This is a genomic window from Citrobacter sp. MGH110, from assembly GCF_001037515.1.
GTDB classification, from domain to species: Bacteria; Pseudomonadota; Gammaproteobacteria; order Enterobacterales; family Enterobacteriaceae; genus Citrobacter; species Citrobacter portucalensis.
Genome location: NZ_KQ089830.1, coordinates 691,821 through 705,186, shown reverse-complemented (window position 1 = coordinate 705,186; position 13,366 = coordinate 691,821). Strand labels below are relative to the sequence as shown.

The following is a 13,366-nucleotide window of genomic DNA, read 5'->3' as shown; positions in this document are numbered from 1 at the left end:
AGCTTTTCTTATTTTACAATAATTAGGTCAGAAAAACGTGTTGTATATCGTGGTGACAGCATCTCCCGCTTCATCTGCCACTGCTGCTGGATACCTTGTCCGGCAAAGTACAGCGTTCCTCGCCCGCCTTTCGCATTCAGATGATCTAGAACTTCCATCAACTTCTCACTACCCCGGCGAGGCGCATTATCATCGAACAGATTCAACTGGGCGATCCCCTGACTGAAGAAATCCCCCAGCATTACCCCAGCTTTCTGATATCGATGCCCATCTTTCCATATTGCATCCAGACTCCTCGTTGCTGCTGCAATGATATCCCGGCTGTCCTGTGTCGGGGTGAGCAGCTTCACCGACGCGCTGTTACCGTAGTACGGTTCGTTCAACGCAAAGGGTGACGTTTTGACAAAAGTAGATATGAAGCGGCAATATTGATGTTCTCCACGTAACTTTTCTGCGGCGCGCGACGCGTAGCTGCAGATGGCCTGTCGCATAGCGTCATAATCCGTAATACGTTCCCCGAATGATCTGGAACAGACAATTTCCTGCTTTACGGGGGCAAATTCCTCCAGTTCGAGACAGGGTTCGCCGCGCAGTTCGCGCACCGTTCTCTCGAGGACAACATTAAAGTGCTTCCGGATAAAACGAATATCAGTATCAGCCAGATCCAGAACCGTTTTAATCCCCATAGCCTCCAGCTTTTTGCTGATACGGCGCCCTACTCCCCAGACCTCATCAACCGGCAGTGCAGCCATCAGTTTGCGCTGGCGATCCAGGTTTGATAAGTCCACCACCCCACCCGTTTGTCTCTGCCATTTTTTGGCGGCATGATTCGCCAGTTTCGCCAGCGTCTTTGTCTGAGCAATACCAACGCCAACCGCCAGACCCGTATTTTGATAAACAGCGTCTTTTAATTCCTGCCCAAACTCCTGCAGAACCCGGCAGTTTCTTACACCTGTCAGGTCACAGAAGGCTTCATCAATTGAATATATTTCGCAGCGGGGAGACATTGCCTCCAGTGTGGACATTACTCTGCTGGACATATCTGCATAAAGCTCGTAATTGCTGCTGAAACAAACCACACCATATCGACGGAATAAGTCCTTCTGCTTGAAATACGGATCCCCCATTTTCACACCAGCTCTTTTGGCTTCAGCGTTGCGGGCGATCACGCAGCCATCGTTATTTGACAGAACAACTACCGGCCTGCCTTTCAGATCTGGCCGGAATGCAGTCTCGCAACTCGCATAAAACGAGTTCACATCAACCAGGGCAAACATATCAGCTTGCCGCTTTCACGATAAACGTCACAACCCCAAAGATATCCAGCGTATCTTCGCTGTTTATCATAATGGGTGCATAGGAGCTGTTTTCAGGAACAAGCATAAGTATTGGGTGCAGCTGAAGACGTTTAACCGTGAACTCGCCATCAATGGCAGCGATAACAATATCTCCATGTGCAGGCTTTCTGGAACGGTCGACGACCAGCAAATCGCCATTCCCGATCCCCGCTCCAGTCATAGAATCACCGGATGACTTCACGAAATATGTTGCACATGGGTGCTGAACTAATAGTTCATTGAGATCAATGCGTTGTTCAACGTAATCATGCGCCGGGGAGGGAAAACCGCATGAAACAAGATCACTAAATAAAGGAAGCGCAACTATCTGGCGCAACTCAGCTGGTGAATAAAACTTCATAATAAACTCACTCGCGCTTATACTGTTTATATATACAGTATATACTGACATTAAACACAGTAAAGAGGAGTTAAAGCATGTTCGTGGAACTCGTTTATGACAAAAGGAATTTTGATGGTCTGCCCGGTGCAAAAGATATCATTCTGGGCGAATTGACCAGGAGGGTTCACCGGATCTTCCCCGATGCTGATGTTCGGGTTAAGCCGATGATGACACTGCCGGCGATCAACACTGACGCCAGCAAGCATGAGAAAGAACAGATAAGCCGTACTGTTCAGGAAATGTTTGAAGAGGCTGATATGTGGCTGGTTTCAGATTAAACGCCTTGAACCGTCATATTGCTAAAGTACAATCCGCCGTGACTGGCAATCATTCAATACTCGCACTATCGAACGTTCGCCAGTTGGCCGCAATCATGCTCTTGCATACGGTGTGATTGCGGCAACCATCATTTTTACGGCTGGGTATCCTGCTGATTTTGCTGGCGCTCACGTTCAGTTTTTTCCATCGCCTCCTGCATATCATTCTGTTTCTGGTTCCAGATGCTGTTCTGCGGCATCTCAACACGAACCGAAACAAACTGATCGGCAGGAATATCAACCGGAGCTCCGTCCATTACGTCATTGCGCTCATTACGTGCATTTCGTATAAACTCAGGAGCATTTGAGTGAGTACGGTGATAGGTCTTCACAAGTACCGAACCGTCGGCATTAACCTTATAGTCCAGCCATATCAGTGGCTGCCTGTTTCGATCTTTGGGAATATCAAATCCGCCATCAATACCTCCCCAGGCTGCATCAGCATTCAGGCCCATACAACCATTTATCAGATATTCACCGACCGACACGCGGGTAACGGCACAGCCTTCTGCCTCCTCGTTTGTTTCAGCACGTCCGTCAGAAAACAACCTGACTACTGGAGATGCAGCTTTCAGGGTACCATCAGCGGCTTTTGTGGTGTTTGCTGTACTGTAAAAAGTACATGCCTGTGCTGCGCCACCATTAGGTTGCGAAAACCCCATTAACTTTAAATTACCCGCCCCCATGAAGAGCTGGCAATTTATCGTGTCCAGGTAGTTAATCTTTACCCCCACACCATAATCGGTGTAAAAACCACCGCCACCATATGCAAAGAACATGGTTCCCGACGCGGCCGAATTAAGCTCAGCATTGGTGGCTATCTTGTATCGTCCTAACCCAAATGCCCCTGTTGTTAATACCCTTCCCTGAGTCAAATCTGTAGCGCTGGTGATAATATCTTTTGCGGCCGCAGTTCCGAGGGAGTTTTTATCTGCTTTCTCACCAAGTGTCTTACCTATGTCACTTATAGACTGATTAATGCCACTTAATGTAGTGGCTATCCCTCCCCATGCAGGTCCTGTAAATGAACTGCCATCAGGCAACTTAACAGTGGCATTTCCGCTTCCACTAAAAATGCTTTGCCAGTTCTGTTTGTCGTAGTTCAGTCCGCGCAGGGCTTCTGCACTTTGTGCCACCAGCGCTGCGGTGACCATATTCAGCGCCACACGGGGAACAGCTGACCAGGCCGCGCCAGATTGTGTTGGCCCGGTGAAATTGCTTACCAGAGTCAGTGATGTATTGCTGTTGACGGTCTTAACCGGGAGGGTGTAAGGAATACCGCCCACTGTAACAACAATAAAATCCCCGGCCGCCACCTCGGTGGTAAATGCGGTCCCGCTGCCAGCGACCGCAGCAGAGTTATTCGTCATGGTTAAGGTTCCTGCTGACATAGTTTTTCCTCAGTACATATTCGGAAGAATTAGAATGGGCATGGCGATATTTCTGTTTCGGGTCATATCCCATGAACCGGAGTTACGGTCCGCAAACACTTTGTTGTAGGCTGACCTGACGCTACCGCCTGACATGACTACGCCTTTGGTTCTGATATTTCCCCATCCACCAATCATTCGTACCTGAACGCCGGTATAGACTATCTGGCAGAACCCGCCGCCTATATCCTGGAATGCGTCGGTAATCTGGATTTGACGGTCATATACAAAGGGGCGTTTCAGCGTGGAGAACGTTACCTGGCCTGCGGCGTTGGTCATCGTGATACCGTCGCCGCCGACAGGTGCTGTCTGATTGAATATCACCAGGTCAATCGTCGCAGTTCCGGCCACGTCATCCCGCCCTGTGTAGGAAATGTCGCGCACGATGATACTGGTGCCATCAAACCCCACCGACACATTCGGGTTATCCCATTTACCGAAAGGAATACCGCTCACCGGAAGCGCAGCACTGCCGTTAACCGTAATGCGTCCGGACCATGCGCACGTCATCAGCGCGGCCTGATTGGATATAGCGGTGAAGTCAGTCGAGTTTGAAACCAGTAATCCTTCGTTATACGTCGCCGCAGGCAGCAGCTCCATGACGTGACCAGACCAGTCAGGGACAAGACTTTTTCCGCCGATGGTCTCAGCCCCGATAATCACCCCGGAATCACCGTTTCGGGTGACGCTGGTCATAATGGCCACATCAAATTCAGCATAGGAATAGATGTAAATGGGGTTAGTTGGCACAACGATAGCCTGTGAGCCAGGAACGAGTGGCGTATTGACCGGGTACTGCATGAACTGGGATGACCAGCCCGAGAACGATGTACAAAAACTGGGGGCACGCAGCCCCGCAGTAATTGCCATTGCCGGACGGCCATCGTTATAGTCGATTAATATCCCCTCCGGCATATCACCACCTCCCGACTACAACCCGACCACCACCGGACAAATTGACCGTCAGCCCATTCCCGTTGATGACGACAGTGTTATTGGTGCCATTAAATGCAAACTGGCCACTGTCAGCGTATAACTTCCCATGTAATTCAGCGTTTCCATTCTTATCAATGCGCCAGCCTGTTGAACCCGCTACGAAGTTATTCGACTGGATATAATCACCAATTTTGGCATTGGTGATACTGCCATTCTGAATAAACGCATCGCTGATAAAGACCTGACCATTGACCACCGCAAACGGTGAATATTGCGTATCACCGCTGCCACTCATCAGGACGAACTGATTGGCGTTAAAGCCGACACGGGTGACTACCGGCTTACCCGCTTCGGCCAGCACGGCAATCGACATCCCGGCACCGTAAAAAATATCGTTGATGCGCACTCCGACTTTCAGGGTATGAATGGCCGTAGCACTTGTAGCATCAACGGTGGCAGTGAGCTTATCCTCAAGCGAGGCGGTTACATCTTTAATCTGCGCCTGCACCTGCGTCGACATTTCAGCCATGGCCTTATCGACCTGCGCAATGGTCGTTTTAACCACCAGAATATCCGCGCGTACCTCGCCGTACTGCGCCCACTGGTGTTCCACGGTTGCATGGTTGGCCAGCGCGTTCTGCAATGCGGCTTCAAGATTGGTATCAATGTCGCCGGTCAGGCGGTCACCGTCGGCAGATGTCAGGAAGTCATCAGCAATATCGCCCAGGTAGTCGTCAGCATTCGCATTAGATTCACCACGAACCCAGTCGGTCCACCCTGATTCATTACCCGTTCTGTCTACCAGTTGCGCGCGGTACCAGAATTCCTGCCCCGCCTTCAGCCCCAGTTGGGTGTATTCGGCAGACGGATAAGGCACATCCGACAACAATAGGGGATTTGAGAAATCACTGTTCGCGGTGTACTGAATTTCCGTTTTCAGCGTGTCCCCGGTATTAGCCGGGAATCCCCAGTTCAGACGAATCCCCCAGTTGATCGGCGTTGTCGCAAAGCCGACAGGTTTCGGTGGATTTCCTACCTTGCCCGTCAGCATTTTCTCTTCGGAGTAGCCCCAGCCAGAGGATATTTCAGAGGCGTTAATGGCGCGCACACGCACGAGGTAGCGCCCTGCATAAATACCCGATACATCAAATGAGGTGGTGGAGCTGCGCGGCACGTTTACCCAGTTACCATCATTGCGGCGCCACTGTGCCTCGTAGGCGATAGCATTCTGCGCCTGATCCCAGCTCACACGCATGGTTTCGACGCTGATATTCTGCTGCACCACTGAAAACGAGCTGATCACAATGTTAGCCGGCGGCGACTGGTTACCCGGCGGGATTACACTCACGGGCCTCTGGTCAATGATGGCTCCGGTATCGATACGGGCATATTTATCCGGGTCATGCCATGCGCCGGTAATAGAGAAAGTGCCATCATCATTATCGGAGACGCCGACAACTCGATACTGCTGGGCGTAGAGTTCATCTGACTCAACCACCCATACAGCTTCGGCCTGTGGTGTCTCACTGTATGCCGTGGTGACTGTGACTGATTCCCCATTAATCGCCTGAATAGTCCTGCTCTGTGACGCACCGGAGGGAAGATTGATAATAAGGCGATCGCCTGCTGCTGCATCAGCTACGCGGTCAAGTTTTATCACGCGACCGTTAACAGCACTGATGCGGCCACCCATAACTTTGCCGGACAGAAGCTCGTCTGACACGGCGATGATGAATCCCGGCTGCGGAATGTTTCCGTCCAGGCCAACATCAAACGAAACAACACGATCCTTATTGTTGGTGAGAATACCCCAGCGCCCCTTTCGGTTCGCTTCTGATTGCCGGGTACAGCCGATGGCTGTCATTTCCAGCTGATTAAATCCGTACCGGGCTACCAGAGGCTGCTCAAATACCGGCTCCATCGCATCCGCATAGGCGTTACCCGGATCAGACCAGGAAACCAGCGCTGTGGTATACCGCATTTTTGTCGTGCTGCTGGAATAGGTAAAGCGTCCGTCGATAACGTTAGCGCGGGTGTAAGCGTAATCCACATCTCTCGGCATATCGGCAAGCGCCACAATCTGATCACCGCCCCAGTACGTCATACCCCGGAATATAGCCGCAAAGTCACGCAGCACAGTGTAAGCGTCATTCCTCTCCTGAACATAGACGTTACAGGTATAGCGTGGCTCTGTCCCGCTTCCACCCTTTCCATCCGGTACCGGCTGATCGCAATACTGCGATACCTGGTACAACGTCCATTTATCGATGTTGGCTGCACTCAGGCGATTACCCAGACCAAAGCGATCGGTAATCACCAGATCGTAAAATATCCACGCCGGGTTATCGGTCCAGGCCCACTTAAACGCGCCCTGCCATGTACCACTATAAGTCCGCGTATCGGGGTCATAGTTATCAGGCACGCGGATCACCCGGCCACGTGGTTCACAGGATATCTGTGGAATCGAACCATTGAACTGACTTGAGTCGAATTCGATGTACAGCAGCGCTGTGTTCGGATAGCGCAGCTTGGCATCAATCACTTCCGTGAAGCTTTGCAGCGTCATCGTGTCGCCGATCTTAGCGCTGTTTGCATCAGCGGTAATCTTACGCAGTCGGATTGTCCAGGTGCTGCCAGCCTGCGGTAAATCAATACGGTGGCTGCGCTCATAACCAGACGTTGTTTTGCCGGTTACGCTGGTATTAAGAACGGTTTGCCAGGTCCCACCATCAGTTTGCAGGTCTATTGCATAATTGATGGAATACCCTACCAGATCGCCGTTGTCCTCCTGCTTAAACAGAGAAGGCCATTTCAGTCGCAGGCGAACGGCTGATAGTTGGGTGTTGGTGAAGGTACGCGTCCAGGCTGTTGCGCTTGATAATTCAGTTCCAACGTTGATTTCGTTTTCGGTACCGGGAATGCCCTGAATGTAATTTTGTGCCTGAGTTCCCGCGCGAAACTCCCACGTCACGCCGCTAAAGTTTTGGGAGCCATCGGCGTTTTCCAGCGCCGTGCCGTCCAGGTAGATATTTTTTCCGGTTAATTGCCCTGCAAATTCCCCTTCCCCAAGCGCAACGAGGATTTTGGCCTTCGCTACAGATTGCAGATCATCAGGCTGTTCGGTAGGGGTTCGGGAACTGGAACTGCCGCCCTTGCGGCCTTTAATCTGGGTTGTTGTAGCCATATTGCGCCCATAAAAAAAGCCACCATCTGGTAGCCTGAAAGGAAGATTATTTTGGTTATTGCTGGTCTTCGACGTATATACCAGCAGAGATGATCGCCCCGCCAATGCGTCTGCGACCATAAAGAAGCGGGACCGGATAACCTTGTGCGGCAGTATTTGTCACCCCACCGAAAGCATATGAAGCGCGGTTATCTGCACTTTGCTTACTGGCAAGACCCGACGGTTGAGGTGAAAGCATTTGAACAACGCCACCAATGATCAACGCACCACCAGCCTGATAGAAGAAAGGCGAGGCCGCTGCAAAAGGCGTAAAATTTAGAACTACACCAACAGCTACTAATACTGCGCCTAGGATTGTCTGAAGGACACCGGATTTTTTACTACCTATAGTAACTGGAACAATTCTGATTACTTCACCAGTCACCGGGAAACCTAAATCATCTTCCCCAATATTTTTCTTTCCACGAAATACCGCAAAGGTCAGACCTCGCTGTTTACTGGTGTGCATGTACTGCTCGAAGCCTTTAATAGTGGCAGATAGCGCCCTGCATGCCTCGTGAGTAGTGCTAATCAAGCGATGGTGAACCTTACCAAAGGTTTTTCCCAAATGCCCATGTAGCTCAATTTGAGTCATTACTTCTTGCATTTGTTACTCCCATAAAAAAACCACCCGAAGGTGGTTCTCATATTTAATATATTTCAATTTACAGTCATTGGTAAAATATCAACATTACCACTTTGATCCGTGAATATTCTTAACACCCTCGGTGTGTCAGGTTTGATTATAAACTCCCGCTCTTTTTTTGGTGCTCCACTACATAGCCCCTTTCCAGCGAATCCAGCACCAATAATTATTTCACCCGCTGGTAAATAAGCTCTAACTTTTTCCCCTGTTTCAAGTTCAGCAACTGGCACGCCATTCACATAGGATGTGATAGCACACCCTCCAGCTACAAACCCTTTATCACGAATGATGGTAACTTCTGTCGTATTTGGTTTTTGATGAAATTCAACCGCGGCATCAACTTCTTTTGCATTTTGTGGAAGAACTGGTTCAGTTGAACAGCCCGCAACAGCTATTGCGATTAGAAGCAGCAAAGTCTTTTTCATATCCCTATCCCCTTTGGTTTTGCAAAAGGTTAGCACAGAGACTTATACCGTAGAACCTTCATCGTCCGTTCCTGCCAGTATCCCCCATATGGCACACGCTGACTCAAATGGCCATAAAGATGGTGGAGTAACATGTTACCTTCCAGCAGGATCCCTGCATGGTTCCACTTGTTGGCCTGGACCTGCATGATGACCATGTCCCCAGGCTGTGGCGCGCCGCTGAATTCACGGAATCCGCATTCATACCAGCAATCGTGGTAGAAATTTTCGGGGTAACTGTCTTCCCACCAAGGATAATCGACGCGATAGTCCTTCAGTTCAATACCATGCGTTTGCCGGAAATAGCTCATCACCAGTCCCCAGCAGTCAAAATGACCAAGAACAAACGGTCGTTCCAGCAGCGGTAATTCGCCCCGCGGCTGAATGGTGCGTAAATCCCCTTCTGGCCAACTGACGATATGCCACGGAAGCAGTGTAGCGTCGCACTGAGCCTTATCCAGTTCACTTGGCTGAGTCGTGGCATCCGGGTGGCTGTGGACAATGGCAATCACTGTTCCCCAGTCTTCGGCAGCGGCATAATCTTCCGGCGACAGGTGGAAATGCTCTGTCGGATCGGTTGCCAGATTACGGCAGGGAATGTACCGCTGCACCCTGTTTTTTTGCACCACCACGCCGCAGCATTCGCGCGGATATTCAGCAGCAGCATGCGCCATAGTGGCATCGATAATTTTCTGACGCATATCAGCTCCTGAGCAGGGATGTGCCAGGGAAACCACCAAACGGCAACTCGTTCCCCTCGCCATGTCTCAACTTGCACGCAGTGAGCGTACCGGGACATTCATCGAGTGACGGATCGTTGACAGGGTTGTTGTGCTTGTCGAAATAGCGCGTCCCGGCATAGTCGCATCCATCACCTGAGCGGTATTTGTTACGGATACACCAGGTACAAAGCGAATGTAGCTGGCGCGTCGGGATCATCAGCCCCTGCAGGTCCATCGGACTGGACAACGTAAACGCCACCACCTCGTTGGTTTCAGTGCTCTTGGCGTCAATGTAAAACACCTTCAGCTTTTCCTGCTGAGGATCCGCCGACGGGTTGCCCCCCGGATAGTTTTTCGCATCCAGATACTGCGCCAGCGTGTCATGAACAGTGACCTTTGCCTGCAGCAGGTCATCATAAGCAAGACACAACGCCGTAATGGAACTATCCAGGTTAGCGACCGAGAGCGTTGGCTGCGCGCTGGTCCCGTCGGTCGCCGTCTCAATACCCTCTATCTGACAAGGCCAGGCTTTATATTCCTGCCCCTGCCACCAGATCGATTTCGCCGGTAGTTTATTTTCATCGCCACCAGCAGCGGCGATTTCATCGGGAGTGTGGGCAATATTGTGGGCGTGGAAGCGGAGAACGTCGGAAACACCAAATGCGGTGCCATCGACATCAAAAAGCCGGACAGCATTGCCCGGCTCAAGTTTCTGATAATCACTGTTTAAGCTCATGGTGCAAATGCCTGTTCAAACGTGGCCGAAACGGTTTCCACCGTTTTACTTTTGGTGACGCGCTGCAGGCTGTCTGCCTCAACGCGCCACAGCGCAAGATCACCGCCTGGCGGGGTAAACGAAAATGATTTCGTCTTATGGCGCCGCAGGAAAGCATAAATATCCCGGACGGTTTGCGGTTCGCCGGTAAATAAAAACTCATAACTGAGCGTTTCATCATTCAGCCCGGCACCTGACACTTGCTTATAGCCATCACCAAACTGTGCCGTGCGGACGGTATCCTTACTTTTCAGGGTCGGCTGGCTGGATGCTTTAATCCGCCATGCAAAATGCTCGATCGCCATTGCTTACCTCTGTTTTGTTGCATTCCAGATGATGCCACCGGGCCGGACTTCTCTGGTGATACCTTCCCTGACGGAGCTGTTGATCACCTGCTGATAGGCTTTCCCCAGCGCATCGCCGCTTCCTTTCTGCTGACCGGAATCCCCCTGGCCTGTTGTAACCGAAACCGGCGCATACACGCTGACACCAAAAGGAGAAGCAACGCCACCGCCACTCCCCCCGACCAGACCACCAGTCGCATAGCCGCGCATCATGCGATAAAGGTTGCCGACACCGATTCGGTTGGTGGCTTCCTGAGTAAAGACAAACTCTCCACGGTGCACCACACCTGCAGGCTCATACTTGCCGCCGGACCCGGTATAACCACCACTAGCAAAACCCAGCGCTGACGTGGCAGAACTGACCAGGCCGGCCATGGCCTGCTTCATCAGGATCTGCGTCAGCATCGACAACGTGGAACGGGTGAAATCTGCCCAGTTTGCTTTCCCTGTCGTCAGCATATCGGCCATATTCTGGCTGATACCATCGAATGTGGCTGAAGCAGCGGACTTCATCGAACCATAGGCATCAGCTGCTGAATCGGCATAGTCAGCCCACGCTGATTTCGCCCCGGCCTGCCAGTTGCCACGTAGCTCGTCCTGCGCGGCATAATATTTCTTCAGTGCATCCAGTTCGTTCTGATAACCCTGATCGGTGTCCGTACCGCCGGCATTCATCCAGCCCTGCCGCAGCTGTGCCTCTTCGTTTTGCCGCTGCGCGCCGCGACTACTCATGCTGCCCCCGGCCACAAGCGCCCGGGTTTTCTCCCCAATCTGGGTAACGTACTTCTGCGAGCTGTCCTGCAGGCGGTTTAACCGTTCCTGGGCAACAATCTGATCGCCCAACCGGGCATTCACTTCGGCCCGCGCCAGTACCTCGTCTTTGTTCGCCAGCACCGATTTTTCATCGGCGGTTAGTGCGCGCTTTTTGGCGGCCTCTTCCAGCACCGAAAAGCGGGATTGTTGTTTCCACAATTCCTGCCGCTGCTGGCTGATGGTATCTGTGATGCTCTTATGCTCCTGCAGAGTGCGTAACTGCGCCTCCAGCTCCAGCGTCTGCGCGCTGGCAGTATCGACACTTTTTACACCTGCAGGTGTTTTTACCGCTGAAGGGGCTTTGGGTTTCTTCAGCGAGTCGTCGTATTCTTTTTTCGCAGCTTCCAGATTGATGTTGTAGTCAGCCTGCAGGATCCGACCGTCTTTCAGCGCCTTGTTCAGTTCATTCTGACGGGCCGTGTACTTCTCCAGCGCAGTCTGCGTCTTTGCATAATTCGACTGCGCCTGCGCGGCATACTTCTGGCGGTCAGATTCAATCACCGCCTCGCGCGCGGCGTTATCCTCAGTTGCCTTTGCCACACTGGCCTGCTGTTGCGCCATTTCCAGTGCAAGGCGTGCAGATTCCCGATCGTTCCAGTAGCTGGCGCGCGCATCATCATTGACATAAGCATCACCTTTACGCAGATTCCAGATTTCATCCGCCCGCTTAAAGGCCGCTTCCGCTTTGGCAACCATCTCCTGCGTGGTGTCAGGCCGCCCGATATCGAGCGCCGCATCCCACATCGATTTAAAGGCACGCTTCAGGCTGTCGGCAGCAGTCTCAATTGACCCCATATTGTCGCGCAGACTCTTTGTCTGCTCGCGAAAACCGTTCGTCGCCGCATCATTAGCTGCCTGTAGAGCCCCGGCCTCATCACCGGCACGCTGCAGCTGCGCCACATAAGCAATCTGTTCCGCTGTAACGTTGTGAAACTGCTGCGCCATGGCAATCAGACCAGAGGTCGGATCGTTCGTCAGTTTGCCGAATGCCGCTGCCACCTTATCGACCGGCACACCCGACGCATCGGTGAATTTCGCTACCGCCTGGCTCATCTCATCGAACCGGGCACCGGCACGCACTCCGGCGTTAACCAGCTCCGTCAGCGCACTGCTGGTCTGGTTAAACGTGAGTCCCGCCTGCTCGCCAGATTTCGCCAGCACCAGCATGCGGTTTGAGGTCAGCCCGGCAGTATTACCGGACAGAACCAGCGTTTTATTGAAATCAGACAGCGTGGACGAGCCCTGATACCATGCGTAAACCACCGCGCCAGTGGCGGCAGCCAGCGCGCCAACCCCCACCATCACCGGCGATATGGTGCCCAGCAGCGCCCGAAAGGTCGGAATAATACCGCCGAAGGAGTCTTTCACCTGACCGCCCTGCTGCAGCAGGATAAGCCACGGACTCTGTCCACCGGCCAGTTGGGTGGCGATATCCGTAAACTGCGCAGGCAGCATACGCATCGCCGCGTTGTACTGGCCTACAGAAATACCGGCCTTCTTCGCGGCGCTCTCCTGGCGGGTAAATGACTGCTGTACCTTCAGCGCCGAGTCATTCGCTGCGTCACCCGTCTGCTTAAACTGCCTTTTTACGTACTCCATCTGCTCGTTGAACTTTGACGAGTTAACATCAAGATTAACGACCAGGTCACCCACTGCCGTCTGGGCCATAGCGAACACCTCCTGAAATGCCCTCGGCCTTTGCCATCAGCACAGCGTCACCGGGTTCATCGTCGGCAATATCCTCCGCTGAAGGTGAAAGCAGGCTGAAGCTGGCAGGGGTTGATGTTGTTTTGGGGTCAAGCGCGGTGATAACGATATGCATCAGCGAGGAAAAATGTGCATCCAGTTGCACATCATTAAAAAAATTGTCCTGGTAGAACATTCGCCAGTCGGCGTATTCCGTTGACGACATACCAGCAAGCATGGCGCGCCAGTCCGGGCGGCGAAATTCACGCG

The 13,366-nt window shown here is 52.2% G+C and carries 13 protein-coding genes; 1 reads left to right on the top strand and 12 read right to left on the bottom strand.

Going from position 1 to position 13,366, the window contains the following annotated elements:
* Positions 1–8: 8 nt before the first annotated feature.
* Both SK38_RS03350 and SK38_RS03345 read right to left on the bottom strand, forming a co-directional pair.
* Positions 9–1,277 (bottom strand): Y-family DNA polymerase, encoded by a 1,269-nt coding sequence (locus SK38_RS03350; protein WP_048235170.1) that lies wholly within the window; start codon positions 1,275–1,277, stop codon positions 9–11.
* A gap of 1 nt (position 1,278) precedes the next feature.
* Positions 1,279–1,698 (bottom strand): translesion error-prone DNA polymerase V autoproteolytic subunit, encoded by a 420-nt coding sequence (locus tag SK38_RS03345; protein ID WP_038642071.1) that lies wholly within the window; start codon positions 1,696–1,698, stop codon positions 1,279–1,281.
* A 77-nt stretch (positions 1,699–1,775) separates the two neighbouring features.
* Here SK38_RS03345 and SK38_RS03340 point away from each other — a divergent pair, with 77 nt between their 5' ends.
* Positions 1,776–2,018, top strand: a complete 243-nt coding sequence (locus tag SK38_RS03340; RefSeq protein ID WP_000497432.1) for a DinI family protein — start codon at positions 1,776–1,778, stop codon at positions 2,016–2,018.
* Positions 2,019–2,152: 134 nt separating this feature from the next.
* Here SK38_RS03340 and SK38_RS03335 read toward each other — a convergent pair whose 3' ends face one another.
* From SK38_RS03335 to SK38_RS03290, 10 genes are read right to left on the bottom strand one after another with little or no spacing between them, the layout of a single operon-like run.
* The gene (locus SK38_RS03335) at positions 2,153–3,448 is read right to left on the bottom strand and encodes a phage tail fiber protein (protein ID WP_048235169.1); all 1,296 of its coding nucleotides are present in this window, start codon (positions 3,446–3,448) and stop codon (positions 2,153–2,155) included.
* Between the two features lie 9 nt (positions 3,449–3,457).
* Complete coding sequence (locus tag SK38_RS03330) at positions 3,458–4,402, bottom strand: DUF6453 family protein (RefSeq protein ID WP_048235168.1); 945 nt, start codon at positions 4,400–4,402, stop codon at positions 3,458–3,460.
* A 1-nt stretch (position 4,403) separates the two neighbouring features.
* On the bottom strand, positions 4,404–7,607 hold the full coding sequence (locus SK38_RS03325) for a TipJ family phage tail tip protein (protein WP_048235167.1): 3,204 nt from the start codon (positions 7,605–7,607) through the stop codon (positions 4,404–4,406).
* A gap of 55 nt (positions 7,608–7,662) precedes the next feature.
* On the bottom strand, positions 7,663–8,253 hold the full coding sequence (locus tag SK38_RS03320) for a tail assembly protein (protein ID WP_048235166.1): 591 nt from the start codon (positions 8,251–8,253) through the stop codon (positions 7,663–7,665).
* 53 nt (positions 8,254–8,306) lie between these two features.
* A complete protein-coding gene (locus tag SK38_RS03315; protein ID WP_043016030.1) occupies positions 8,307–8,717 on the bottom strand; it encodes a hypothetical protein in 411 nt (136 codons plus the stop codon).
* A 29-nt stretch (positions 8,718–8,746) separates the two neighbouring features.
* Positions 8,747–9,457, bottom strand: coding sequence for a C40 family peptidase (locus tag SK38_RS03310; protein WP_048235165.1), 711 nt, complete (start codon positions 9,455–9,457; stop codon positions 8,747–8,749).
* A gap of 1 nt (position 9,458) precedes the next feature.
* The gene (locus tag SK38_RS03305) at positions 9,459–10,214 is read right to left on the bottom strand and encodes a phage minor tail protein L (protein ID WP_048235164.1); all 756 of its coding nucleotides are present in this window, start codon (positions 10,212–10,214) and stop codon (positions 9,459–9,461) included.
* Positions 10,211–10,558 carry a phage tail protein gene (locus SK38_RS03300; protein WP_048235163.1) on the bottom strand — a complete coding sequence of 116 codons (348 nt, stop codon included), beginning with the start codon at positions 10,556–10,558 and terminating at the stop codon, positions 10,211–10,213. The genes SK38_RS03305 and SK38_RS03300 overlap by 4 nt, the downstream gene beginning before the upstream one ends.
* Before the next feature lie 3 nt (positions 10,559–10,561).
* The gene (locus SK38_RS03295) at positions 10,562–13,078 is read right to left on the bottom strand and encodes a phage tail tape measure protein (RefSeq protein WP_048235162.1); all 2,517 of its coding nucleotides are present in this window, start codon (positions 13,076–13,078) and stop codon (positions 10,562–10,564) included.
* Positions 13,056–13,334 carry a phage tail assembly protein T gene (locus tag SK38_RS03290; protein ID WP_003826206.1) on the bottom strand — a complete coding sequence of 93 codons (279 nt, stop codon included), beginning with the start codon at positions 13,332–13,334 and terminating at the stop codon, positions 13,056–13,058. Before SK38_RS03290 ends, SK38_RS03295 begins: the two co-directional genes overlap by 23 nt.
* Between the last annotated feature and the right edge of the window lie 32 nt (positions 13,335–13,366).

Bases quoted from the DNA above. Each gene is read 5' to 3' on its own strand.
- SK38_RS03350 (WP_048235170.1), bottom strand. From the start codon at position 1,277: ATGTTTGCCCTGGTTGATGTGAACTCGTTTTATGCGAGTTGCGAGACT.
- SK38_RS03340 (WP_000497432.1), top strand. From the start codon at position 1,776: ATGTTCGTGGAACTCGTTTATGACAAAAGGAATTTTGATGGTCTGCCC.
- SK38_RS03310 (WP_048235165.1), bottom strand. From the start codon at position 9,457: ATGCGTCAGAAAATTATCGATGCCACTATGGCGCATGCTGCTGCTGAA.
- SK38_RS03300 (WP_048235163.1), bottom strand. From the start codon at position 10,558: ATGGCGATCGAGCATTTTGCATGGCGGATTAAAGCATCCAGCCAGCCG.
- SK38_RS03295 (WP_048235162.1), bottom strand. From the start codon at position 13,078: ATGGCCCAGACGGCAGTGGGTGACCTGGTCGTTAATCTTGATGTTAAC.
- SK38_RS03320 (WP_048235166.1), bottom strand. From the start codon at position 8,253: ATGCAAGAAGTAATGACTCAAATTGAGCTACATGGGCATTTGGGAAAA.
- SK38_RS03325 (WP_048235167.1), bottom strand. From the start codon at position 7,607: ATGGCTACAACAACCCAGATTAAAGGCCGCAAGGGCGGCAGTTCCAGT.
- SK38_RS03335 (WP_048235169.1), bottom strand. From the start codon at position 3,448: ATGTCAGCAGGAACCTTAACCATGACGAATAACTCTGCTGCGGTCGCT.
- SK38_RS03305 (WP_048235164.1), bottom strand. From the start codon at position 10,214: ATGAGCTTAAACAGTGATTATCAGAAACTTGAGCCGGGCAATGCTGTC.
- SK38_RS03315 (WP_043016030.1), bottom strand. From the start codon at position 8,717: ATGAAAAAGACTTTGCTGCTTCTAATCGCAATAGCTGTTGCGGGCTGT.
- SK38_RS03330 (WP_048235168.1), bottom strand. From the start codon at position 4,402: ATGCCGGAGGGGATATTAATCGACTATAACGATGGCCGTCCGGCAATG.
- SK38_RS03290 (WP_003826206.1), bottom strand. From the start codon at position 13,334: ATGCTTGCTGGTATGTCGTCAACGGAATACGCCGACTGGCGAATGTTC.
- SK38_RS03345 (WP_038642071.1), bottom strand. From the start codon at position 1,698: ATGAAGTTTTATTCACCAGCTGAGTTGCGCCAGATAGTTGCGCTTCCT.